This is a genomic window from Hahella ganghwensis DSM 17046 (assembly GCF_000376785.1).
Lineage (GTDB): Bacteria > Pseudomonadota > Gammaproteobacteria > Pseudomonadales > Oleiphilaceae > Hahella > Hahella ganghwensis.
Genome location: NZ_AQXX01000094.1, coordinates 24,894 through 47,770 on the forward strand (window position 1 = coordinate 24,894; position 22,877 = coordinate 47,770).

Here is a 22,877-nt window from a genome sequence, read left to right on the forward strand (position 1 = left end):
TAGAATGGCTGACTCCAATATCATGACACTATATTTTAGTTGGAGCATCTCAGGATGCTGATGGAATTGTTTGGCTCGGGTCGCGGTGCGTGTAATTAACCGGCTGACTATGTCCTGGGCGGCTGTTGATTGTTACTGGTAATTGTTTAAAAAGTGATGCACCCTCAAGCGGGAGAAAATCCGGACAATGGAGCATAACCAGACGCTGGTGGTTGTCATGGTATTCCTGGCAACGTTTTTTGCTGCGACAAACGCCTCTGCACAGATATACAAATGGGTTGATGAGCACGGTCAGGTTCATTTCAGTGATCAGCCTTTGGAAAAGGGGGCGGAGAAAGTGGAAGTAAAAAACATAATCACGCCTAGTCAAAAGAAAGAAGCCCAGAAAACAAATCAGAACTTCCAGAGAATATACCAGCAGTTTAAAGAGCAGGATAAGGCAAGGGCTGAACAGCAGAAAGAAGCAGAACAGAAGCGCCAGGAAATGGTCTCGTTTTGCGATAATCTGAAGAAGCAAATTAGTATCGTTGACCAGAAATACGCGGTAGTACGATTTGGCGAGGATGGTCGGCATGAGTACCTGAGGGATGATGAAATCTCAGAGTACCGGAATGAAATGAATAATTTATATCAGGAAAAGTGCTCGGGGTTATAAGGTGCAGAGCTTATTTGATATCCAGGGTGCTCTAGTATCGCCGCTGATCAAGCGAAAAAAAGGAATGCAATGCATTCCTTTTTGTCTTGGCTGATCTATTTTGCCAAATCTTTCAGTTTGCCTTTCACGCCGTCCCAATCGGCAGCATCAGGCAGGGGATCTTTTTTCTCAGTAATGTTCGGCCAGGTTCGACACAGGTCGGCGTTAATCTCAATGTATTCTTTCTGATCTTCTGGCAACTCATCTTCTGAGAAGATCGCTTCTGCCGGACATTCCGGTTCACAGAGAGCACAATCGATACACTCATCAGGATCGATAACCAAAAAGTTTGGCCCCTCATAGAAGCAATCCACCGGGCATACTTCAACGCAGTCGGTGTATTTGCACTTAATACAGTTTTCAGTAACAACAAAAGTCATGGTGTGATCCCTATTTTTAATCTTGTCGCAGCATTTGACGGAGCCGGGTATCTGTATTACCGACTTGGTTGACTGCGCAGGAGGTGTATTTTAGTGAACACTCCATACGCAGGCAACCCGCGGTTCCTATCGCTATTACCGGAATAACGGATAAGTGTTATCTGATTGTCCGTTAAGATCTGCATTTGTCTTTTAGTTCGTATAGCAGATCCAGCGCTTCTCTGGGAGTCAGCCTGTCAGGATCAATGTCTGCCAGCGTCTCTTCGACCTCGCTGGGTTCCGTTGTTGCGAACAGATCATCCTGCAGAGGGGCCGCCTGGATTGCTGGTTTCTTCCCTCCGTTTTCCAGGGTTTTCAGTTGTTTCTGCGCCTGGGAGATGACTTTTTGCGGGACTCCTGCCAACTGAGCTACCTGGATACCATAACTTTTGCTCGCCGGGCCTTCATGTACAGTGTGCAGAAAAACGATACGGTCGTTGTGTTCTGTCGCGGTCAGATGAACATTTGCCACTGTCGCATGCTTTTCAGGCAGGGTGGTCAGCTCAAAATAGTGGGTTGCAAACAGGGTGAAGGCACTGATTTTTTGTGCCAGGTGTTCAGCGCAGGCCCAGGCCAGGGAAAGGCCGTCAAAAGTACTGGTACCGCGGCCAACTTCATCCATCAGTACCAGACTGTTGCGAGTGGCATAATGGAGAATATTGGCGGTTTCTGTCATTTCCACCATGAAAGTGGAACGTCCACCGGCAATATCATCAGAGGAACCCATGCGGGTAAATACTCGATCCACGGGGCCCAATAGAGCTTTGGAGGCGGGCACGTAACTGCCGGCATAAGCCAGGATGACAATCACCGCTGTCTGACGCATAAATGTCGATTTACCCCCCATGTTCGGGCCGGTAATGATCAGCATTCTATGCTTGTCGCTCAGATCCAGGTCATTCGGAACGAATGGCTCCTGACTGACTTGCTCGACTACCGGGTGGCGGCCGCCCTCTATATGCAGGATGTCATCCTCAGTAAACTCAGGCGCTGTAAAGTTCAGGCTGACTGCCCGCTCGGCAAAGTTACAAAGGACATCCAGTTCAGCCAACGCCTTTGCGCTAGTTTGCAGTTCGAGCAGGTTTTCTCTGAGGGTGTCGAGCAAGGTTTCGTAAAGCAGTTTTTCCCGACCAAGGGCGCGGCTCTTGGCGCTTAAGGCCTTATCTTCAAACTCCTTCAGTTCAGGAGTAATGAATCGCTCTGCATTCTTCAGTGTCTGACGACGAATATAGTCCGCAGGAGCTTGATCTGACTGGGAACGGCTCAGCTCAATAAAATATCCATGTACCCGGTTATATCCGACTTTCAGGGAAGAAAGCTGGGTGCGTTCTTTTTCCCGTTGCTCGATTTCCACCAGATAAGCGCCAGCGTTCTCGCTGATGCTACGCATTTCATCGAGTTCGGCATCGTAGCCAGCCTTTATAACACCGCCATCTCGGATGACAACAGGCGGATTTTCCTCGATAGCCCGATCAAGCAGCTCTGCCAGTTCCGGAAATGTACTGATCTCCTGAGCCAATTGGCCTATATGGCCTGAGGTCAGTGTTTCAAGTTGTCCCTGTATTCCGGGAAGCAGGTGCAGAGTATCCCGAAGACGAGCCAAATCTCTGGGCCGGGCAGAGCCTAGGGCGACCCTAGAGAGAATTCTTTCGCCGTCACCAACCTGACGCAGAACTTCCCGTAGTTCCTCATATTGGTAGGTCTCCAGCAGCTCGGTGACTGCTGTTTGCCGCAATTTAACCTGATCCTGGTGACGCATGGGCTGATTAAGCCACCGCCGTAACAGTCGACTGCCCATGGCCGTGGAAGTTTTGTCCATGACCCAGGCCAGGGTATACTTGAATTCACCTGTAAGGTTGGCGTCGATTTCAAGGTTTTTCCGGCTGGCGGCGTCCAGAATGATACCGTCCTCCTGGCGCTCTCTTACCATGGAGCGAATGTGTGGCAACTGGGTGCGCTGTGTCTCCTGAGCGTATTGCAGCAGGCAGCCTGCGGCTTCGAGTGCCACCGTCATTTCTTCACAGTCAAAGCCGGTGAGATCCTTGGTCTGAAACTGCTGGCAAAGTAGTCTTTGGGCAGAATCCAGATCAAAATACCAGGGTGGCTGTCGTTGGATGCCTAAATATCCTTCCAGGACTGCATCAAATGGGAACTGTTCGCTGACCAGAATCTCTGCTGGCTTGAGGCGTTGCAGTTCACTTGCCAGCGCATCAACACCGGACACTTCCTGAACCAGGAATCGGCCTCCGCTGATATCCAGGGTAGCAAGACCAAAAAGATCTTTGCGGACGGACAAGCCCATAATCAGGTTGTCTTTTCTTTCCTCAAGAAAGGCTTCGTCGCTTAAAGTTCCAGGGGTGACGATCCGGGCCACCTGTCTTTCCACTGGGCCTTTGCTGGTGCTGGGGTCGCCGACCTGCTCACAAATGACCACAGATTCACCCAGGCGAACCAGTCGTGCAATGTAGCTCTCAGCAGCATGAAAAGGGACGCCTGCCATAGGAATCGGCTGTCCGGCTGACTGCCCTCGCTGGGTTAGAGTAATGTCCAGAAGTTCTGCGGCCTTTTTGGCATCATCGTAGAACAACTCATAAAAGTCCCCCATCCGATAGAAAACTATCTGATTCGGGTGCTTAGACTTGATGCCCAGGTACTGGATCATCATGGGGGTATGTTGGGATTTTTCCTTTGCTGCGGCGGTCATTTGGTCCAGTTTTATAGTATCTTGTTGAGAAATATAAGATTCGTATGCGGGGTGCGGGTCGAGAAATTATCAACCGGCGAACGGGCAATTGTAAGGGATCGCACCGGGGTTGATAAAGCCAAATCGCCCCTTGAAACTGAAAATGTCCCTAACGCATGTTCATCGGGTATTCGGCTGATCAGAGTCAGCAAAAATAAAGAACAAACAATAATGAGGTGGGAATGAATACAGCGAAAGTTGATCAATTGGCGGCAGAGCTCGGACTGTTGCTGCAGCAGAAAGGATATAAAGTTGCCACGGCTGAGAGTTGTACTGGCGGTGGGATCTCTTTTGCCATTACCAGTGTGGCGGGGAGCAGTCATTGGTTTGAGCAGAGTCTGGTGACTTATTCCAACGAAGCCAAGCAGCGTTGTCTGGGGGTCTCTGAGGAAACTTTAAGAGTCCATGGCGCAGTGAGTGAGGCAACGGTGACGTCCATGGTCAAAGGCTTGGCGGATATTACCCAGGCTGAGTTGTGTATCGCTGTCAGTGGAATTGCCGGGCCGGGAGGGGGGACTCTGGACAAACCTGTGGGAATGGTTTGGCTTGCGTGGTGCCTGCGAGGGAAAGTTGAGCCGCAGTGTTTCCATTTCGAAGGGAATCGGGATGAAGTCAGAGAGTTTTCGATTGAGCAGGCGTTGCAGGGGGCGATATCCCGTCTTGAGAGCGAGCGGTAACTGGAGGCCTCTCTTTGGTCAGAAAAGATGAATAAAATATCTGATAAAGGCTGGTAATCGATGTCCTGAATATGGATAATGCTGTCAATTTATACAGTAAATGGTCTGTCGCAAGAACAAGCAAAAGGAATCTTCACTGTTTCATGAAATGGTGTTGCTTGGAGCTTCCAGTTTAGGTAGATGTCATGAATTAGTAGATGTCATGAAGTAAGGGACATCTCAGGGACAGAAACAGGCCAGAGATCAGCGCAGTCAGAATAGCAGAACTTAAAGAGGTTAATAATGGACGACAATCGTAAGAAGGCTCTCTCCGCCGCACTCTCCCAAATTGAACGCCAGTTTGGCAAAGGCGCTGTCATGAGAATGGGGGATCAGCCCCGTGAAATGATCCCGTCAGTGTCTACGGGTTCCCTGGGGTTGGATATTGCATTGGGAATTGGTGGGCTGCCTTTTGGACGTATTGTCGAAATATACGGTCCTGAAAGCTCTGGTAAAACCACACTGACTCTTCAGGTCATCGCGGAAGCCCAGCGTCAGGGGAAAAACTGTGCTTTTGTGGATGCGGAACATGCTCTGGATCCCATTTATGCTGAAAAGCTGGGAGTTGATATTGATCAGTTACTGGTTTCTCAGCCGGACACCGGTGAGCAGGCTCTGGAAATTGCCGATATGCTGGTTCGCTCAGGTGCTGTGGACGTTATCATCATCGACTCCGTGGCAGCTCTTACACCTAAAGCTGAAATTGAAGGTGAGATGGGAGATTCCCATGTTGGTCTCCAGGCCAGGTTGATGTCTCAGGCACTGCGTAAACTGACAGGCAGTGTAAAACAGGCCAACTGTTTGATGATCTTCATTAACCAGATTCGGATGAAGATCGGTGTGATGTTCGGTTCTCCTGAGACCACTACCGGTGGTAACGCGTTGAAGTTTTATGCTTCTGTCCGTCTGGATATTCGCCGGGTCGGTTCTGTGAAGGATGGGGATGAAGTTGTTGGTAACGAGACTCGCGTGAAAGTGGTCAAGAACAAGGTTTCGCCGCCGTTCAAACAGGCTGACTTCCAGATAATGTACGGCCGGGGAATCTATCACACGGGTGAAATTATCGATATTGGCGTGAAAGAAGGATTCGTGGACAAGGCTGGCGCCTGGTACAGCTATAAAGGGGACAAAATTGGTCAAGGTAAGGCCAATGCCTCCAGATATCTGGAAGAAAACCCTGAGATTGCCAACGAAATTGAAACCTCCATTCGTGAGAAAATGATGCCGGCCCCGGTGCAGAAGGAAAAAGAAGCCCCTGTTGCTGAATTGGGTGCAGCTGAGTAACTTTTAAGACATCAAGTCAATGAATGGCAGCCACACCTGCCATTTGTTAAAAAAGATGAGCAGCTCAAAGAGTATTTGGGCCGCTCATTTTTTATTTGTACTTTGGAAACGGATCTTCCTGAGAATCGGCGACCAGTGAAAGCTTTCGGTATTCTGTTGGTGTCATGCCTTTGAGGGTATGGAATCTCCTGTTGAAGTTAGAAATATTGGTGAAGCCAACGTCAAAGCAAATATCCGTGACTGGAAGATCACTGTGTGCCAGAAGGTCGCAAGCCTTTGTAATCCTTAAGCTGTTAACGAATTCAACAAATCGTCTGCCAGTAGCCTGGCGGAAAAACTTGGAGAAGTACGTGGGTTTCATTCCGATATGTTCTGCCACTTCCTCCAGGCTGATATCCAAGTTGTAGGAAGCCAGAATGTAGTTCAGTGCCTGGTTGACTCTTTGCTGGTTTTTTTCGCCTCTGACAGAAAGAAACTTTTCGCTGGAAAGTAAGTGGTAATCACTTGTTTCTGCCAATTCGACCATTAATTTCAAAAATACTGAAAGTCTCATTAGGCCCGTTGTGTTCGATATTTCCTGAAAATATCGAAAGGCATTCTGAATTGTGCTTTTCCCATGAAACTCAATCCCAAAACGCGCTCTGTGCATTAATCCCTGCAGCGATAACATTTCCGGGAAAACTGTAAAGGCTTCCTGAAGCCATTCTTCAGTGAAGTTGAGCACCATATCGCGATCTGGATAGTGCTCGCCCCCTGTTGTCTGAGTGACCCAATTATGAGGAAGGTTGGGGCCTGTGAGAATCAGGTTTCCAGGGTAAAAGTTTCCAATGTAGTCGCCAATGAAAACTTTTCCAGAGCTCTCAGTGATCAAATGTAATTCGTATTCTTTATGGTAATGCCACCGCACCAATGGGTCAGGGAATCCATGTTGCCGGTAAAGAATAGAGTTAGGGCTCTGCTCATTTATCAGTTCATAAGAGGGTTCGGCCTGGCGTCCGGTTAGTGTTTTCATCGTCGTTAAAATCTGGCAAATAGGGCAGTTTCCTGCTCAAAGGTATATCGCTATGCCGTTCAATTTACAACCAGAAGTAATACTATTTTTACTCAGCAAAATGTGCTGTTTTGTTTTTTAACTATCTGATAATTAAGTATAATACTCGATTTATTCGAGATTATTTGTGATTTGATGAAATATTGAAAAGTGCAATAAAGTATAGAAAGTAGGTGGGTTTTGGATTTGTTTTAGATTGACCAGCGGAGTGTAATGGTATCACCTTCCATGCTCCCTGGCGCTTACGGGTTTCAGGGAGGGGTAAATAACAAAGATAAAAACGGCTGATTGATAGTCAGCTATGGAGCGCGACAATATGAAAGTAAAACTGATCCATACTCTTATGGCCTCAACCTTGGCCTTTTCCTCTCTTGCGACTTCTGCTGCAACGACCGTCACCATTGGTACAGTCAACAATGGGGACATGATTCGAATGCAGGAACTCTCCGATAAATTTGAGAAAGAAAACCCTGATATCAAACTGGAATGGGTTGTGTTGGAGGAAAATGTCCTGCGCCAGCGCCTGACCACAGATATCGCCACAAAAGGTGGCCAACTTGATGTCATGACCATCGGAATGTATGAAGCCCCTATCTGGGGAGAACGGGGCTGGCTATCGGTCATGGATAATCTGCCGGCTGATTATGATGTAAATGATATTTTTCCCTCGGTCCGGAACGGGCTTTCAGCCAATGGTACTCTGTTTGCACTGCCGTTTTATTCCGAGAGTTCAATGACCTATTATCGCAAAGACCTGTTCAGTGATGCCGGACTCTCCATGCCCGAGCGTCCTACCTGGAATCAAATTCGCGATTTTGCCAAGGCCCTGCATAAGCCGGAACAGGATCAGTTCGGTATATGCCTGCATGGTAAAGCCGGGTGGGGGGAGAACATGGCCCTGGTGACTACGATGGCAAACACTTTTGGCGCGCGTTGGTTTAATGAAAGCTGGCATCCGGAATTCAACGGCTCTGAGTGGCATGAAACTGTCAGCTTCTATGTGGAACTGGTCAGCAAATATGGCCCACCGGGCGCCTCTTCCAACGGTTTTAACGAAAACCTGGCACTCTTCAATTCTGGTAAATGTGCCATGTGGATGGATGCCACGGTTGCTGGGTCTTTTGTGACTGATACTTCTCAGAGTAAGGTAGCGGATAAAGTCGGATTTGCCTTGTTCCCGAAACAGGTGACTGATAAAGGCGCAGGCTGGTTATGGTCGTGGGCTCTGGCGATTCCGGTAAGCTCTGATGCCAAAGATGCCGCGAAAAAATTTGTCACCTGGGCAACCTCAAAGGAATACAGCAAGATTGTCGCCCAGGAACATGGTATTGCCAACGTTCCTCCGGGCAGCCGTGCATCCACCTATGAAAACCAGGATTACATGAAAGCGGCACCATTCGCAGCGAAGACTCTGCAATCGATGGATAACGCCGATCCGCAAAATTCCACACTGAAACCTTCTCCTTACGTTGGCGTCCAGTTTGCTGCAATTCCCGAGTTCCAATCGATTGCGACTCAGGTCGGCAAGTTTGTTGCTGGAGCGTTGGCCGGAAAAATGTCTGTCGATCAGGCGTTGAAGAACTCTCAGTCTGTGACTGAGCGTGAAATGAAGCGGGCCCGCTATTATTAATCTTATGTCCGGATACTCTCTGTAACCTGGAAGTATCCGATGGAGACACCACGAAGCCTGAGTTTTCCTCGGGCTTCGTTATCCAATAAAGATAAAAGAGCTAATCGAATGAGTACTTCAAGTATTCGGGCCGGTAGCCCGGCTGTTCACACAACTTCAGGTCCTTCCAGTGTTCAGGGAGAACACCGTCGCAAGAACCGTATCGGCCTGGCTATGTTGTCACCTTCTGTCCTGGTCTTACTGATCTGGATGGCAGTACCTCTTGCCATGACCATCTACTTCTCACTGATTCGTTATAACCTGCTGTACCCAGGAGATAACGAGTTCGTCGGTCTGGAAAACTATTACTATTTTCTGACTGATGCCGGGTTTACTTCCGGTGCCCTGAATACCCTCTGGCTGGTCGGCTCCGTGCTGTTGATCAGTGTGATTGCCGGAGTATTGATTGCAGTGCTCGTGGATAACGCTTTCTGGGGAAGGGGGATTGTCAGGGTGATGCTGATCTCTCCGTTTTTTATCATGCCGACAGTGAGTGCGCTGGTATGGAAAAACCTGCTGCTGCACCCTGTGTCGGGCGTATTTGCTGCGGTCTGGCGATTCTTCGGCGCGACTCCGATTGACTGGTTCTCTGAATATCCTCTGGGGGCCATCATTATGATTGTGTCCTGGCAATGGATTCCATTTGCGGTGCTGATTCTGATGACTGCAATGCAGTCCCTGGATCAGGAGCAGAAAGATGCTGCCCGTCTGGACGGTGCGGGCCCTATTAACGTCTTTATTCATATCACGCTGCCTCACCTGGCGCGACCAATTGCTGTCGTCGTGATGATAGAGACGATCTTCCTGCTGTCGATATTCGCCGAGATCTTTACCACCACCGGAGGGGGACCTGGCTATGAGACCACCAATCTGGCGTTTCTGATATACACCCAGGCACTGCTGCAGTTTGATGTGGGCATGGCTTCCTCTGGCGGTCTCATCGCGGTGGTGATCGCCAATATTGCCGCATTCCTGCTGATTCGCATGATCGGCAAGAATCTGACTGATAAATCTTAAGGCCAGGAGAAAGTCAATGTTATCCCTCAAACAAGCCCGTCAATTGCAGACGGTACTTCTGGGCCTGCTGGCCTGGGGTGTAGCGCTGCTGATCTTCTTTCCGATTTTCTGGATGGTGCTGACCAGTTTCAAAACTGAAATTGATGCTTTCTCTACACCTCCCCAGCTGTTCTTCAGTCCCACGCTGGAGAACTACCTGCAAATTGACAGTCGCAGTGACTACTTCCACTTTGCCTGGAATTCAGTTGTGGTGTCTTTCGGTTCCACCTTATTTGGCATGTTGCTGGCGGTACCGGCGGCCTATTCCATGGCGTTCTTCGAGAGTAAACGCACCAAATCCACTCTGCTGTGGATGCTGTCCACCAAAATGCTGCCCCCGGTAGGGGTGCTGGTCCCCATCTACCTGTTGTTCAAAGACAGCGGCCTGCTGGATACCAAGGTAGGTTTGGTGATCATCTATACCCTGATTAATCTGCCAATTATGGTCTGGATGATCTACACCTACTTTAAGGAAATCCCTAAGGATATTCTTGAAGCTGCTCGCCTGGACGGGGCGACCGCCACCCAGGAAATCACCCAGGTATTGTTGCCCATCAGTAAAGGTGGACTGGCCTCTACCGTTTTGTTGTCACTGATTCTTAGCTGGAACGAAGCCTTCTGGTCTCTCAACCTGACAGCTTCCTCTGCCGCGCCTCTGACTGCTTTGGTTGCCTCCTACTCCAGCCCCGAAGGGTTGTTCTGGGCCAAGCTTTCAGCCGTTTCCACTTTAGCCTGTGCTCCGATCCTGATCTTTGGCTGGCTAAGTCAGAAACAACTGGTGCGGGGATTGTCGTTTGGTGCCGTTAAATAATAAGAGGAATTCTCCATGTCTGATCTGAAAATCAGAAATCTGAAAAAGGTCTTTGAAGGCCTGGAAATCATCAAAGGGGTGAACCTGGATATCAACGACCATGAGTTTGTCGTGTTCGTGGGTCCATCCGGTTGCGGTAAGTCGACGCTGTTAAGACTTATTGCTGGCCTGGAAGAAGTGACCAGCGGCAGCATTTATCTGGATGACCGCGAGATTACTGATCTGGCACCGGCCAAGCGGGATCTGGCGATGGTGTTCCAATCCTATGCTCTGTATCCACACAAGACTGTACGCAAGAATATGTCTTTTGCGCTGGATCTTGCCGGCGTGGACAAGGCAGTGATCGACCAAAAGGTCAATGATGCCGCCCGGATTCTGGAGCTGGACCATTTACTGGATCGTAAGCCGAAGGCACTGTCCGGTGGACAGAGGCAGCGTGTGGCGATTGGGCGTGCCATTGTGCGTCAGCCCAAAGTATTTTTGTTTGATGAGCCGCTTTCCAACCTGGATGCTGCTCTAAGGGTGCAGATGCGTCTCGAACTGGCCCGGCTGCATCAGGAACTCAACGCTACCATGATCTATGTGACCCATGATCAAGTGGAAGCCATGACACTGGCTGACAAGGTCGTTGTGCTTAATGGCGGTCGGATTGAGCAGGTAGGGAGTCCATTGGAACTTTACCACTACCCGGTTAATCAATTCGTCGCCGGGTTTATCGGGACACCGAAGATGGCATTCCTGAAGGCCAGGGTTAAAGGGGCAAGTCCCCATAGTGTGAGTCTAACCTTGGAGTGTGGTCCTGAATACACATTGGAATTGGATGGCAGCCAATTGAACGTCGGTGAGGAAGTGACTCTTGGAGTCCGTCCGGAACATATACAGGTTACACAGTCAGCGGACAGCCCCTTCAAAGTCCACCTCGATGTGGCAGAACACCTCGGCGCAGATACCTATTGCTACGTGAAAGCGAGCACTGGGGAAACCCTGACAGTTCGTGCACCGGGCGATTTTGAACCCGGCCTTGGTGATCAGGTGGGACTGCAGCCCGACCTTGCCCGTTGTCATCTGTTCGATGGTCAGGGTGTCGCCATTCCAAAACCTGGCGCGCCAGCCCAGGCAGCCTGAATAGCCTTAACAATCTGGCCGGTCCCTAGAAAGATTTACGGCCAGGATACCGCCAGCAAGTTTTAAACGCGCATATTAATGTTTACAGGCCGCTTTTCAGGGCAGGGCCAGAGGTGTTTGAGAAATGACTAAATTAAGCGCAGCGTCTTTTTCCAGCCTGGACGGAAAGATTATTCGTCCGGTATACGAGCGTGAAGAAATTAAACAGGGAATTGTGCATGTGGGGGTAGGAGGTTTTCACCGTGCCCATCAGGCGATCTATACCGAACAGTTGCTTAATGGTGGTGATGCCCGAGAGTGGGGAATCTGCGGCGTAGGGCTTCGTCCTGAAGACCAGGCTATGAGAGATGCTCTGGCGGCTCAGGACTACCTCTATACGCTGTTTGAGCTGGGGGACAGTGAGGACACCCAGGTGCAGGTGGTAGGAGCGATCGGGGATTTTCTGTTGGCCTCCGATAGCCCGCAAAGGCTACTTGAAAAGCTGGCTTCGCCAGAGACCCGAATCGTGTCTCTGACTATCACAGAAGGAGGCTATTGTACTGATGACAGCACAGGCGAATTCAATGCCCATCTGCCGCAAATTGAATATGATCTGATGCATCCTGATACGCCCAAAACCATCTTCGGTTATCTGACTGCGGCACTGGCGTTGCGGCGTGAACGAGGTATAAAACCGTTTACTGTGATGTCCTGTGACAATCTTCCCCACAATGGCGAGGTTGCCCGTAAGGCATTGTTGTCGTTTGCCAGACTGAGAAATGCCGAGCTGAGTCGGTGGATAGAGGAAAATGTGTGTTTCCCCAACGCGATGGTGGACAGAATCACGCCAATGACCAGCGACGAACATCGGGATCAACTGAGGTCTGCGACGGGGATTGAAGACCAATGGCCGGTTGTCGCGGAACCTTTTATTCAATGGGTTCTTGAAGATAAGTTTTGTAATGGTCGCCCTGAATGGGAAAAGGTTGGCGTTCAGTTTACAGACGATGTAACGCCTTACGAGGAGATGAAAATCCGATTGCTTAACGGGAGTCATCTTGCCATGACTTATCTTGGGTTTCTGCTGGGTTACCGTTTCGCCCATGAAACCATGGAAGACCGGCTCTTGCAGCGATATGTCAGGACCTATATGGATGAGGATGTGACGCCGACATTGTCTGCAGTTCCGGGAATTAACCTGGAAGGATACAAGGATACGCTGATCGAGAGATTCTCCAACCGGGCTATTTGTGATCAATTAAGCCGAATCTGTTCGGATGGCTCCTCCAAGTTTCCAAAGTTCGTGCTTCCAACACTGTTGGATATGATCGAGCAGGGTAAACCATTGGAGCGTGTGGCTTTGATCATTGCAGCCTGGGCGCATTACCTGCGTGGTGTGGATGAAAAGGGCGAGCATTATTCGATTCCTGATCCCCGTGCAGGCTGGTTGCAGGAGGCCATCGAGGGGTCTGCGGATCTGGTGGAGAGTTTCCTGGGGTTGGAGGACGTTTTCGGAAAGTCAATTCCGTCCAGCCGGGAGTTCATCGAGGCGTTCAGACTGCAACTGGAGCGATTGCAGCAGCTCGGAGTCAAAGCGACATTGGAGATGACGCTTACTGGCTGAGATTGCAAGCCTGAATCTAATCTCAAAAGTTAACAACCAAGGTATTTCTGACAGAGTAAATTCCATGCCCAATTTACTTGAACAATTGAAACAGCGGAGCATTGTGGTGGCTGATACGGGAGATATTTCGGCAATCCAGCAGTTTTCTCCCCAGGATGCAACAACCAACCCCTCACTGATTCTCAAGGCGGTTCAGTCTGGCCAGTATGATGACTTAATTGATGCAACGCTCGAGCGGGTGCTTTCTGAGTCAGTGATTGAAACCGATATGATTGAAAGCGCCAGCGATGAGCTGATTGTTGCCATGGGATGTATCATTCTTCAGCACGTTCCGGGTCGTGTCTCCACTGAAGTGAATGCACGATTGTCATTTGACCAGGAAGGAAGTATCGAGAAAGCCAGAAAGTTGATTGCGCTCTATGAAAAGGCGGGTATTCCCCGTCAGCGAATCCTGATCAAGCTGGCGGCCACTTGGGAGGGAATCCGGGCGGCGGAGATTTTGGAAAAAGAGGGTATTCAATGCAATCTCACGCTGATATTCAGCTTTGTGCAGGGGCGTGCCTGTGCAGAAGCCGGCGTTTACCTGATTTCTCCCTTTGTTGGCAGAATCCTGGATTGGTATCGAAAACAAACGCCTGACACCGCGTTTTCGCCAGAACAGGAGCCGGGAGTTCTTTCTGTGAGAAAGATATATGAGTATTTTCGGCGTCAGGAATATCCGACGATTGTGATGGGTTCCAGCTTCAGAAATACGGGCGAGATACTGGCACTGGCAGGTTGCGACAGACTGACCGTCAGCCCGGCTTTGTTGCAGGAACTTACCGAAAGTGACGGGAAGCTGGAGCAGGCGTTGGTGCCGATTAACCCTGATGGTCACCGGCCTGATCCCCTAAGTGAATCCGAGTTTCGCTGGTTGATGAACGAGGATGCCATGGCGACAGAAAAACTGGCTGAAGGGATTCGGGGGGTTGAGCAGGACCAGGTTCGTCTGGAAACGCTTTTGAAAGAGCGGATATCGCAGCGAGAGCCTGTACTCTGAGGTGTCTATGTATTTAGGAATCGATTGCGGAACCCAGGGAACCAAAGCTGTTATTCTGGATGCTGACTCCGGCATGATCGTCGGTGAGGGATATGCACCTCACCAGGTGATCAGCTTGGCCAATGGACGTCGGGAGCAGGATACTGAATGGTGGGTCGACGCGCTGATTTTGAGTTATCGGGCAGCGCTTTCCCAGGCCGGAATCTCCAGCAGGAATATCCGAGCTATTGGAGTTTCCGGACAGCAGCACGGAATGGTGATCCTGGACAAAACCGGGACTGTGATTCGGCCAGACAAGTTGTGGTGTGATACTGAAACCTCCCAGCAAAACGTTGAACTCCTGGAACTTCTGGGAGGTGAGTCCGGCTCGATCAGTGAGTTGGGACTGGTGTTGGCGACCGGTTACACACTTTCGAAACTGTTGTGGCTGAAACAGAATGAACCGGTGTGTTTTCATCGGATTGCACATATTCTGCTGCCCCACGATTATCTTAACTATTGGCTGACCGGGAATATCGCGACTGAATTCGGTGACGCTTCCGGAACCGGTTACTTTGATATCAGGACGCGCCAGTGGAATCTGGACGTTCTGGCATTGGTGGACAGCAGTGGGCGCCTGGCAAAAGCTCTTCCTCCCTTGCTTGAAGCTCATCAAACTTTTGGGACTGTGCGAACAAAGGTGGCCAAGTTACTTGGGCTGGACGCGAATGTGATTGTGTCCAGTGGCGGTGGTGACAATATGATGGGGGCTATTGGTACGGGAAATATCCACGATGGTGTAGTCACCATGAGTCTCGGTACCTCCGGAGCGGTGTATGCCTGTTCTGCAGAACCGCCCTTGAAGTCGCATCCCCTGGTGGCTTCCTTCTGCTCGTCGAGTAATGGGTGGTTACCGCTGATCTGCACAATGAACCTGACCGGGGCTGCGAACAGGGTCCGAAATCTTTTCGGGTATGACCTGGAGGAGTTCAATCGCAGGGCAGCAAGCGCGCCAATTGGGGCGGAAGGAGTGACGATGTTGCCTTTCTTCAATGGCGAGAGAGTTCCTGCATTACCAGAAGCCAATGCCAGTTTATTGGGTATGCACAGCTCAAACCTGAACCCTGAAAATTTGTGTCGGGCTGTGTTGGAGGGCACAACGTTTGGTTTGCGTTATGGCCTGGATTTGCTTCGTGACATGGGAATTCAAGCGAATGAGATTCGTCTGATTGGTGGAGGGGCCAAAAGTTCGTTCTGGCGGCAGATGATAGCAGATACCATGAATGCCAAAGTGATCTGTCCTGTTCTGGGGGAGGCTGCCGCCTTGGGTGGGGCTATTCAGGCGGCCTGGTGTGAATCTCACAATAACGGTAATCCATTGGGCTTGGCCGATTTTTGTCAGCGTTATGTCAGGCTTGATGAAAGCAGCGTGATCGATCCTTCCGCGTCTTCAGTTGAGGCTTACCAGCAGGCCTATGATCTTTATCGCCAGCGTCTTGCCGAGGCATATCCGCAGGCCTGATCGGGGAATTGTGGGGTTCAGGTGCCAGTTCCGGTCTCAAGATCAGCCTGCAGACGTTGGGTCGTCTGCATTCTGTATTCCCTAGGGGTAATGCCTTTGAGTTCCTGAAAGCGTCGGTTAAAATTCGCGACGTTATTAAAGCCTACCTGAAAGCAGATACTGGCCACTTTTTCATTGGTTTCGGCCAGCAGGCCGCAGGCTTTGCTGATTCTCACCCGGTTAACAAACTCTATAAAGCGGTTACCGGTTGCTTTGCGAAAGAAACGGGAAAAATGGCTCTCAGTCATCCCAACCAGATCGGCGGTTTCCCCCAGCGTTATCGGCATTTCAAAGTTATTGATCACGTACTCCACTACGGTATTGATTTTCCGCTGCATGGCATCATTGGTATTGGAGTAAATTTGCATCGTGGAGAGTTGGCGGTAATTGCTCCATTGCGAGAGTTCGTCCAGAAAACTCAGAAAATGGACAATTCTGGAAAAGCCGGTCGATTCCCGGATCTTTTCAAATCGTCTTTTGGTATGGGCGGGATCTACCCCTCGAAACTCAATGCCCGATTTGGCGCGCTCCAGCATCGGAAGAAGAAGACTCATTTCCGGAATAACACTGATACTTTCTTCTATGGTTTCATGATTGAACTGCACCACCATATCACGCAAATCCACATGGGAATCCGGATGATTCTTGCTAATCCAGTTGTGTGGAAGCCGAGGGCCAGTCAGTACCAATTGGCCGGGATGGAACAGTCCGACGTAATCGCCGATAAACACGTTGCCTGTGGTCGCGGCAATAAAATGAAGTTCATATTCGTCATGGGCGTGCCAGCGAATTAATTCGCTGGGAAAACCGTGTTCCAGATAACGGACGGTTTCACCATTGGGATCGGTAATCTCAATTTCAGGAGTACCTTCGGTCATTTTACGCATAGGCTCGGCCCTACCTGATGGAACAACGTGGGTCTGATTGTTATTGTCGAGCTTATCCTGCCATTTACCAACAGGGGGGCTCATTTTATCCCCAGCGGCATTGTCGATCGCTTATGTATACTGACTACACCGCATTCTCTCTGCTTTGCAGAGTAAAATGAGACTCCAGCATGTGCGTCATATGAAGCGTCAACAGATCCTAAGTGATCGCGTTTAATATGCCTCAGAATGCAGAATAACGCTAATACCCTTAAGCCTAATAGTTATACATTTTTGCGCTTGATATCAATAATAAGTGACAATCGATGTGGTTTTAGTACTGGTATTTGGTAGATCCGGCGGTCGCCCCATCCCTAAATGAACCAAGGAGCCTTTGCGATAAGGAGGGATAAAGTATTAGGCCAAAGGAAGGGCAACCGGCATATTCCAGTGTGCTGTCACCTCCATTGCTGTTGAACGGTGTTCCATTGTTCCTGATTCAACCATTTGTCCGCCATGGGAAAAAAGATGGTTTCTTCGGCTTCCAGATGGTCAAAATACTGGGCAATGTAGTCATTGATAACGCTGCTGAGTTCCTCGGCGCTACAGCCCTGATCTTTGCACTGTGACTGAAGATTGGAAATGATGCGCCCAAAAGCGGCATGATCATTGGCAATCTGTTCAACACGTCCGTGTATCGGGGCATCAGTCGTCATCAGTGCCTGTCTGATTAACTCTTCATTGAAGTGATGACTCATTTCCTTGTCACTTCTCAGGCTTTTAAGCATCTCAATAATGATTTCCCTTATGTCCCCGGACTTTGTTCTGGCAAGCTCTTTGTTCAGTTCCGCAATTTCATCGATGATGGTAGTCACATGCCGGTGATAATTAAGCAATTCTTCCAATAGTGTGTGCATACGTCACCTCCTTCGCATCCGCACTTGTGAGTTGATCCTATATTCGTAACTATAGAATATCCTGAGGTTGGGGATTTGATATTAATCATTCCAGGCGTCAAAACACGATTGACACAAGTCAACCATGATCTCGGAGTTTCTATCTAGACTGACCTGAAGCTAGACTGATCTTGAGATAGTTGGCCGTTGATAGAGCTTGGGATCCTATATTTGCCATCCCGGAGCACCAGGGCCAGGTGAGTCGTTGAAGCCTAACAAATTGTGAAAAACGGGACGGTTGGAAAACATAAGGACGACCGAAATGCGCAAAGTAATGGTTGTATTGGTGATCCTGATGGGAGCCGCTGGACTGTTGTTCTGGAAAGGGACTGCTGACCCGCTGAAAGTGTCCCTTCACAGAGTGGATCAAGGATCCGTGGAGGACACCGTTGCCAATACTCGTGCCGGTACGGTCAGGGCATGTCAGCGTTCCAAGCTGTCGATGCAGACCGGAGGAACTGTGGACGCTTTGTTGGTTGAGGCCGGTGACCGAGTGGAAAAAGGGCAGTTATTACTTCGGTTGAGTGATCAGGAGTATCAAGCTGCTGTGGATCAGGCGAAGGCGAATCTTCAGGTGGTTCTGCAGAAGCGGGCTGAAATCTGTTTCGGCGCAGATCGTGATCTCAGAGAGCAGAGTCGTCAGGAAAGGCTGGCAGCCAAAAAGCTTACCTCTGAAGAAGCCCTGGATTCTGCAAAAACCCGGGCGGCCATGTCGTCTTTGGCCTGTAAAGCTGCGGAAGCTCAAATCGAGGAGGCCAGGGCACTGGTCAAGCTGAGTGAAGTCAATCTTGACCGCACCCGGCTAGTAGCGCCGTTTGCTGGTGTGGTGGCGGAAATCAACGGTGAAATCGGTGAGTATGTTACCCCATCTCCTCCGGGTATCGTGACCCCCCCGGCGGTGGATCTGATTGATGATCAGTGTCTGTATGTCCGGGCGCCGATTGATGAGGTGGACACAGCCAAAATCAAGGTGGGGATGCCGGCCAGGGTCACGTTGGACGCCTTTCGTGGTTTGTCTCTTTCCGGCAAGGTCTCCCGAATCGCCCCCTATGTCCAGGATTATGAAAAGCAGGCTCGGACAGTTGATGTCGAGGTTCAGATTGATGATGTTCCAGAGGATCTTAATTTGCTGGTGGGATACAGCGCAGATATTGAGGTGATTCTGGAACATCACGAAGACACCACCCGAATTCCCACTGAGATGATTATGGAAGGGAATACTGTTCTGCGATTCGATCCGGCATCGAAAACTCTCGAAAAAGTGACGTTTACCCCAGGACTGAGTAATTGGGTGTTCACTGAAATTACGGCAGGTCTGGAGCCAGGTGATCATATTCTGGCGGCTCTGGATACTGAAGGCGCTGTTGAAGGAGCTGAGGTCATGCCTGAAGGTGCGACTGCTGCCGTGTCGGATAACCAGAGATGACTTTCATGTCCTCTCCGGTAGAAGCGGCTGACCTGGTTGAGCTCAAATCAGTGGACAGGCATTTTCAGTTGGGGGACCAGACCGTCAAAGCTCTGGATGCCGTCGACCTCAGTATTTCCTGTGGGGAATATATCTCGGTCATGGGGCCTTCCGGATCCGGTAAATCGACTTTGTTGAATATTCTGGGGTTATTGGACCAGCCAAGCCGTGGTGAATATATCCTCGATGGTATTTCCACTACGACCCTGAAAGACAAAGCCAGGGCGGCCTATCGACAAAGTGAAATTGGTTTTGTGTTTCAGTCCTATCATCTGATTCCCCGCATGACGGCCCGTGCCAATATGGAACTTCCGTTGATGCTGGCGGGCATTTCCCCCAAAGAGCGGGCGGCTCGTATCAAGCCGTTGATGGAAAGACTCGGGATTGCCGACAGAGCAGAACACCTGCCCAAGCAACTGTCCGGGGGGCAGAGACAGAGAGTGGCCATTGGCCGTGCCATAATGATGAAACCCAAACTTCTCCTCGCAGATGAGCCTACCGGCAATCTGGATACAGCCTCGGGTACAGAGGTGGTGAAACTTCTGGAGGAACTGAACCGTGAGGGAATCACGCTGATCGTTGTGACGCATGATTTGGAGTTGGGTAAGCGGGCACGCAGGCAGATCCGTATGGTGGATGGTCGAATCGCCCAAGATGTCTTAGCCGGGAACTGATCATGAAGCTCTCGGATATGGCACGTTTTAACTGGTTGGTGGTCAGCAGGCACCGGTTTCGTACAGCGATGGTCATGCTGGCGTTGATTATCGGTGTGAGTGCGGTGAACTTGCTGATTGGTCTGGGAGAGGGGGCTCGCCTGTTTATTCTCGGGGAGTTCAGTTTTCTGGGCAAAAACACGTTGATCGTCATGCCCGGGAAGAAAGAAACCACCGGAGGGATGCCGCCGATCAGTGGTGAGTCGCCACGGGAACTGACTTTAAGAGACAGCCAGGCTGTTCAACGACTGCCTGAAGTGCGCTTGATGGCACCATTGGTCGTGGGTTTTGCTGAACTCTCCTATCAAGGGCGACTGCGGGAAAGTCTGATTGTGGGAACCAGTCGGGATTTCATGCAGATTCGGAAGCTCATCGTGCAGCAAGGCCAGTTCCTGCCTCAGTCCGAATTGGAAGAAGCCAGAGCCGTAGCCGTGATTGGGCGCAAGCTGAAAAGGGAATTATTTGGGCCGGAACCGGCACTGGGGCGTTGGCTGAGGGCTGGTGACCGTCGCTTCCGGGTGATTGGTGTCCTGTCCAGCAAGGGGCAGTCATTGGGTATGGATTTCGATGAGGTCATGCTGGTGCCGGTAGCCAGCGCCCAGGCATTGTTCAATCAGGAAGGGCTATTTCGCGTTTTCGCTGAAGTGAGGTCTTATGACTACGTAAACAACGCGAAGGACCGGATATTATCAGTGATCACTGAACGACACGACGGGGAAGAAGATGTCACTGTCGTCACCCAGGATGCCCTGCTTGCCTCGTTCGATGAAATTCTCAGAACTTTAACCTTGGCGGTGGGTGGAGTCGCAGCCATCAGCCTGATTGTCGCCGGTGTACTGATTATGAATGTGATGCTGATCAGCGTCAGTCAGCGAACGGATGAAATCGGCCTGCTTAAGGCTCTGGGAGCCGACGGCACGACCATAGAACGATTATTCCTGTCGGAGGCCATACTGCTGGCTTTATTGGGGGGGATATCAGGACTGTTATTGAGCGAAGCCATACTGGCCATGGGAAGATCCTTCTATCCCGATGTACCTTTGGGCTCGCCGGTGTGGGCGAAAGTGGCTGCTTTCCTGACCGCCATCCTGACCGCCCTGATCTTTGCTTATATACCTTCGCGCCGGGCATCAGCGATGGAGCCGGTTGCTGCCTTGAACGAAGGTAAAGGAGTGTCCTGATGAGCCTGACGGATTCCCTGCGCTGGGTCATGGCAACGCTCAGATTCGGACGTGCTCGCTCGGCATTGACGGCTGTTGGAATTGCCATCGGGATCGCGGCGGTATCGTTGCTGACGTCTATCGGGGAAGGCGTCCGGACCTATGTCATGGAGGAGTTTTCTCAGTTTGGTACCAGAATTATCGCAATTACTCCGGGTAAGAATATTACGGGAGGCATGGGGGGGCTATTGAGCTCTGTCAGACCGTTATCCATTGAAGACAGCCATGTGCTGGCCAGATTGCCCTTTGTCGACTTTGTGGTGCCGGTGGTTCAGGGCACCGGGGAAATTGAATACGGTCAGAAGGGACGTAACGTAGATGCATTCGGTGTGGGGGCGGATATGCCATCCGCCTGGCAGTTTGCTGTGGCACAGGGGCGTTTTTTGCCGCGGACTCAGCCAGGAGCACGCAGCAGTCCTTATGTTGTTATCGGACACCGGGTCAAGCGGGAACTGTTTGCTGACAATAATCCGTTGGGGAAACTGGTCCGGGTCGGCGGTATGCGGTTTCGTATTATCGGTGTCATTGAGCCCAAAGGAGATATGCTGGGCTTTGATCTGGATGATGCACTCTATATTCCGGCAGACCTTGCCTTGGAAATGTTCAACCGGGACGGACTCATGGAAATCGATGTGGTGTTTTCTCCGGCAACGGATTCGACCACCATGTCTGCCCATATCATTAACGCTCTTAAATCACGTCATGGCAGGGAAGACTTCACACTCATTACCCAGGATCAGATGTTATCCAGCCTGAACAGTGTGCTGTCAGTGCTCACATTATCAGTAGCTTTGTTGGGATCGATATCACTGCTGGTTGGCGCCGTGGGGATACTCACAACGCTAACCACCAGTGTTCGTGAACGTCAAAGTGAAATAGGTCTGCTCAGTGCCCTTGGGGCGACTCGCCGGCAGGTGATGAGTCTGTTTTTGGGGGAGGCCATAGCACTATCGACCTTCGGGGGAGTTTGCGGCCTTCTGTTGATGTTTGTGGTGGTGGTCATTACCAGTCTTCTGGCGCCGGGGTTTCCGTTGCAGGTCCATTTGCCTTTTGTGGTCGGTGCCCTGGTTCTTTCTGTGCTGATTGGCCTGGTCGCCGGAGCTTTGCCTGCCTACCAGGCATCGTCTCTGGATCCGATAGTCGCATTGAGATCAGAGTAAGCCACGAGCCTGCCTGAAATGTATTGCCTTTGAGGTCATGTGTGCGATTAAAGGGCCGCCAGTGATTGTTTCAACTCTCTTAACCGGTCGATAATGGGTTGGCGTATACTCCGGTAATCAAAATAGAGCTGATTGATATCCTCCTCCAGGCGTCGCTTCCGTTCGTGGTAGGCGACCCGACGATAGGGATGTTGGTACGAGATATCTGAATTAGCGCCTCTGAGGTGCTTTTCCAGTGCATCCTCCAAACGGGCTTTGTCGTCCTCGTAGGATGCCGTAAGTTGTTCCAGAGCCTGTTCCTGGCCTCTTATTTGCCTTTGTAACTCTGCAATCCGCCGGTCCCGATTGAGCTCTTTACTGAGTTCGATCATTTTTTCAGTCGCCAGGCCTTGCTGGCCAGGAGTCTCTGGCGGGAGTTCAATGGTCTCAGCCTGTTCACCGCATGATTCGTCCGCGTAGATAGTTCGTAAGCGTCCGGCTATCACAGGTTGACCGGACCGCTCCAGTTGTGAGGCAGTAATTCAGCAATGGCACTGTTCTTCTGCGTCGGCAGACGCGCCAGTACATCTTTCAGATAAGCATAGGGATCATGTCCGTTCAGTTTGGCCGATTGGATCAGACTCATTACTGCCGCTGCCCGCTGACCACTGCGCAGCGATCCGGCAAACAACCAGTTGGAACGACCCAGCGCCCAAGGCCGGATCTGGTTTTCCACCCAATTATTGTCGATGGGCACGGCGCCATCCT

General features: G+C 50.6%; 21 protein-coding genes. 14 read left to right on the forward strand and 7 right to left on the reverse strand.

Annotated elements, in window-relative coordinates; genetic code table 11:
* The first annotated feature begins 187 nt into the window (after positions 1 to 187).
* Complete coding sequence (locus F566_RS32280; protein WP_020406485.1) at positions 188 to 655, forward strand: DUF4124 domain-containing protein; 468 nt, start codon at positions 188 to 190, stop codon at positions 653 to 655.
* Positions 656 to 750: 95 nt separating this feature from the next.
* Here F566_RS32280 and fdxA read toward each other — a convergent pair whose 3' ends face one another.
* Both fdxA and mutS read right to left on the reverse strand, forming a co-directional pair.
* Entirely contained in the window at positions 751 to 1,074 is a 324-nt protein-coding gene (gene fdxA / locus F566_RS0108080) for a ferredoxin FdxA (RefSeq protein ID WP_020406486.1), read from the reverse strand.
* A 172-nt stretch (positions 1,075 to 1,246) separates the two neighbouring features.
* Positions 1,247 to 3,817 carry a DNA mismatch repair protein MutS gene (mutS, locus tag F566_RS0108085; protein ID WP_026179844.1) on the reverse strand — a complete coding sequence of 857 codons (2,571 nt, stop codon included), beginning with the start codon at positions 3,815 to 3,817 and terminating at the stop codon, positions 1,247 to 1,249.
* 221 nt (positions 3,818 to 4,038) lie between these two features.
* Here mutS and F566_RS0108090 point away from each other — a divergent pair, with 221 nt between their 5' ends.
* Both F566_RS0108090 and recA read left to right on the forward strand, forming a co-directional pair.
* The gene (locus F566_RS0108090) at positions 4,039 to 4,533 is read left to right on the forward strand and encodes a CinA family protein (protein ID WP_020406488.1); all 495 of its coding nucleotides are present in this window, start codon (positions 4,039 to 4,041) and stop codon (positions 4,531 to 4,533) included.
* Positions 4,534 to 4,815: 282 nt separating this feature from the next.
* Positions 4,816 to 5,856, forward strand: coding sequence for a recombinase RecA (recA, locus tag F566_RS0108095; protein ID WP_020406489.1), 1,041 nt, complete (start codon positions 4,816 to 4,818; stop codon positions 5,854 to 5,856).
* Positions 5,857 to 5,947: 91 nt separating this feature from the next.
* On the opposite strand, the gene F566_RS0108100 is transcribed toward recA, so the two are convergent.
* Complete coding sequence (locus F566_RS0108100) at positions 5,948 to 6,868, reverse strand: AraC family transcriptional regulator (protein ID WP_020406490.1); 921 nt, start codon at positions 6,866 to 6,868, stop codon at positions 5,948 to 5,950.
* A 355-nt stretch (positions 6,869 to 7,223) separates the two neighbouring features.
* Between F566_RS0108100 and F566_RS0108105 the strand changes: the two genes are divergently transcribed.
* The 7 genes from F566_RS0108105 to xylB all read left to right on the forward strand — a co-directional run bounded on the left by F566_RS0108105 (position 7,224) and on the right by xylB (position 15,711).
* The gene (locus F566_RS0108105) at positions 7,224 to 8,537 is read left to right on the forward strand and encodes an ABC transporter substrate-binding protein (protein WP_020406491.1); all 1,314 of its coding nucleotides are present in this window, start codon (positions 7,224 to 7,226) and stop codon (positions 8,535 to 8,537) included.
* 213 nt (positions 8,538 to 8,750) lie between these two features.
* On the forward strand, positions 8,751 to 9,593 hold the full coding sequence (locus F566_RS0108110) for a carbohydrate ABC transporter permease (RefSeq protein ID WP_211210626.1): 843 nt from the start codon (positions 8,751 to 8,753) through the stop codon (positions 9,591 to 9,593).
* A gap of 16 nt (positions 9,594 to 9,609) precedes the next feature.
* A complete protein-coding gene (locus F566_RS0108115; RefSeq protein WP_020406493.1) occupies positions 9,610 to 10,443 on the forward strand; it encodes a carbohydrate ABC transporter permease in 834 nt (277 codons plus the stop codon).
* A gap of 15 nt (positions 10,444 to 10,458) precedes the next feature.
* Positions 10,459 to 11,568: an ABC transporter ATP-binding protein gene (locus F566_RS0108120; protein WP_020406494.1), complete on the forward strand. Its 1,110-nt coding sequence runs from the start codon at positions 10,459 to 10,461 to the stop codon at positions 11,566 to 11,568.
* A 124-nt stretch (positions 11,569 to 11,692) separates the two neighbouring features.
* Positions 11,693 to 13,171 (forward strand): mannitol dehydrogenase family protein, encoded by a 1,479-nt coding sequence (locus F566_RS0108125; RefSeq protein ID WP_020406495.1) that lies wholly within the window; start codon positions 11,693 to 11,695, stop codon positions 13,169 to 13,171.
* A gap of 64 nt (positions 13,172 to 13,235) precedes the next feature.
* Complete coding sequence (tal, locus tag F566_RS0108130; RefSeq protein ID WP_020406496.1) at positions 13,236 to 14,210, forward strand: transaldolase; 975 nt, start codon at positions 13,236 to 13,238, stop codon at positions 14,208 to 14,210.
* A gap of 7 nt (positions 14,211 to 14,217) precedes the next feature.
* Positions 14,218 to 15,711, forward strand: a complete 1,494-nt coding sequence (xylB, locus tag F566_RS0108135; RefSeq protein ID WP_020406497.1) for a xylulokinase — start codon at positions 14,218 to 14,220, stop codon at positions 15,709 to 15,711.
* A gap of 17 nt (positions 15,712 to 15,728) precedes the next feature.
* Here the strand turns inward: xylB and F566_RS0108140 are convergent, their stop codons facing one another.
* Both F566_RS0108140 and F566_RS0108145 read right to left on the reverse strand, forming a co-directional pair.
* Entirely contained in the window at positions 15,729 to 16,721 is a 993-nt protein-coding gene (locus F566_RS0108140) for an AraC family transcriptional regulator (RefSeq protein WP_020406498.1), read from the reverse strand.
* A 353-nt stretch (positions 16,722 to 17,074) separates the two neighbouring features.
* Entirely contained in the window at positions 17,075 to 17,533 is a 459-nt protein-coding gene (locus F566_RS0108145; protein ID WP_020406499.1) for a hemerythrin domain-containing protein, read from the reverse strand.
* A 301-nt stretch (positions 17,534 to 17,834) separates the two neighbouring features.
* Here F566_RS0108145 and F566_RS0108150 point away from each other — a divergent pair, with 301 nt between their 5' ends.
* The 4 genes from F566_RS0108150 to F566_RS0108165 are packed head-to-tail and all read left to right on the forward strand — an operon-like array spanning position 17,835 to position 22,130.
* Complete coding sequence (locus F566_RS0108150) at positions 17,835 to 18,998, forward strand: efflux RND transporter periplasmic adaptor subunit (protein WP_020406500.1); 1,164 nt, start codon at positions 17,835 to 17,837, stop codon at positions 18,996 to 18,998.
* Positions 18,995 to 19,711, forward strand: coding sequence for an ABC transporter ATP-binding protein (locus tag F566_RS0108155; protein ID WP_020406501.1), 717 nt, complete (start codon positions 18,995 to 18,997; stop codon positions 19,709 to 19,711). The genes F566_RS0108150 and F566_RS0108155 overlap by 4 nt, the downstream gene beginning before the upstream one ends.
* Positions 19,712 to 19,713: 2 nt before the next feature.
* Positions 19,714 to 20,931, forward strand: a complete 1,218-nt coding sequence (locus F566_RS0108160) for an ABC transporter permease (protein ID WP_020406502.1) — start codon at positions 19,714 to 19,716, stop codon at positions 20,929 to 20,931.
* The gene (locus F566_RS0108165) at positions 20,931 to 22,130 is read left to right on the forward strand and encodes an ABC transporter permease (RefSeq protein ID WP_020406503.1); all 1,200 of its coding nucleotides are present in this window, start codon (positions 20,931 to 20,933) and stop codon (positions 22,128 to 22,130) included. The genes F566_RS0108160 and F566_RS0108165 overlap by 1 nt, the downstream gene beginning before the upstream one ends.
* Positions 22,131 to 22,177: 47 nt before the next feature.
* Here F566_RS0108165 and F566_RS0108170 read toward each other — a convergent pair whose 3' ends face one another.
* Both F566_RS0108170 and F566_RS0108175 read right to left on the reverse strand, forming a co-directional pair.
* Positions 22,178 to 22,615 (reverse strand): hypothetical protein, encoded by a 438-nt coding sequence (locus F566_RS0108170; RefSeq protein ID WP_020406504.1) that lies wholly within the window; start codon positions 22,613 to 22,615, stop codon positions 22,178 to 22,180.
* Positions 22,612 to 22,877 (reverse strand): transposase domain-containing protein (locus F566_RS0108175; RefSeq protein ID WP_020405954.1); only part of this gene is annotated, 266 nt, incomplete at its 5' end. The genes F566_RS0108170 and F566_RS0108175, both read right to left, overlap by 4 nt.

What these genes read in the sequence shown, in the direction of transcription:
- F566_RS0108165 (WP_020406503.1), top strand. Translation starts at nt 20,931, where the DNA reads ATGAGCCTGACGGATTCCCTGCGCTGGGTCATGGCAACGCTCAGATTC.
- fdxA (WP_020406486.1), bottom strand. Translation starts at nt 1,074, where the DNA reads ATGACTTTTGTTGTTACTGAAAACTGTATTAAGTGCAAATACACCGAC.
- recA (WP_020406489.1), top strand. Translation starts at nt 4,816, where the DNA reads ATGGACGACAATCGTAAGAAGGCTCTCTCCGCCGCACTCTCCCAAATT.
- F566_RS0108120 (WP_020406494.1), top strand. Translation starts at nt 10,459, where the DNA reads ATGTCTGATCTGAAAATCAGAAATCTGAAAAAGGTCTTTGAAGGCCTG.
- F566_RS0108125 (WP_020406495.1), top strand. Translation starts at nt 11,693, where the DNA reads ATGACTAAATTAAGCGCAGCGTCTTTTTCCAGCCTGGACGGAAAGATT.
- F566_RS0108140 (WP_020406498.1), bottom strand. Translation starts at nt 16,721, where the DNA reads ATGAGCCCCCCTGTTGGTAAATGGCAGGATAAGCTCGACAATAACAAT.
- F566_RS0108150 (WP_020406500.1), top strand. Translation starts at nt 17,835, where the DNA reads ATGCGCAAAGTAATGGTTGTATTGGTGATCCTGATGGGAGCCGCTGGA.
- F566_RS0108110 (WP_211210626.1), top strand. Translation starts at nt 8,751, where the DNA reads ATGTTGTCACCTTCTGTCCTGGTCTTACTGATCTGGATGGCAGTACCT.
- F566_RS0108090 (WP_020406488.1), top strand. Translation starts at nt 4,039, where the DNA reads ATGAATACAGCGAAAGTTGATCAATTGGCGGCAGAGCTCGGACTGTTG.
- F566_RS0108145 (WP_020406499.1), bottom strand. Translation starts at nt 17,533, where the DNA reads ATGCACACACTATTGGAAGAATTGCTTAATTATCACCGGCATGTGACT.
- F566_RS0108100 (WP_020406490.1), bottom strand. Translation starts at nt 6,868, where the DNA reads ATGAAAACACTAACCGGACGCCAGGCCGAACCCTCTTATGAACTGATA.
- xylB (WP_020406497.1), top strand. Translation starts at nt 14,218, where the DNA reads ATGTATTTAGGAATCGATTGCGGAACCCAGGGAACCAAAGCTGTTATT.
- tal (WP_020406496.1), top strand. Translation starts at nt 13,236, where the DNA reads ATGCCCAATTTACTTGAACAATTGAAACAGCGGAGCATTGTGGTGGCT.
- F566_RS0108105 (WP_020406491.1), top strand. Translation starts at nt 7,224, where the DNA reads ATGAAAGTAAAACTGATCCATACTCTTATGGCCTCAACCTTGGCCTTT.
- mutS (WP_026179844.1), bottom strand. Translation starts at nt 3,817, where the DNA reads ATGACCGCCGCAGCAAAGGAAAAATCCCAACATACCCCCATGATGATC.
- F566_RS32280 (WP_020406485.1), top strand. Translation starts at nt 188, where the DNA reads ATGGAGCATAACCAGACGCTGGTGGTTGTCATGGTATTCCTGGCAACG.
- F566_RS0108155 (WP_020406501.1), top strand. Translation starts at nt 18,995, where the DNA reads ATGACTTTCATGTCCTCTCCGGTAGAAGCGGCTGACCTGGTTGAGCTC.
- F566_RS0108115 (WP_020406493.1), top strand. Translation starts at nt 9,610, where the DNA reads ATGTTATCCCTCAAACAAGCCCGTCAATTGCAGACGGTACTTCTGGGC.
- F566_RS0108160 (WP_020406502.1), top strand. Translation starts at nt 19,714, where the DNA reads ATGAAGCTCTCGGATATGGCACGTTTTAACTGGTTGGTGGTCAGCAGG.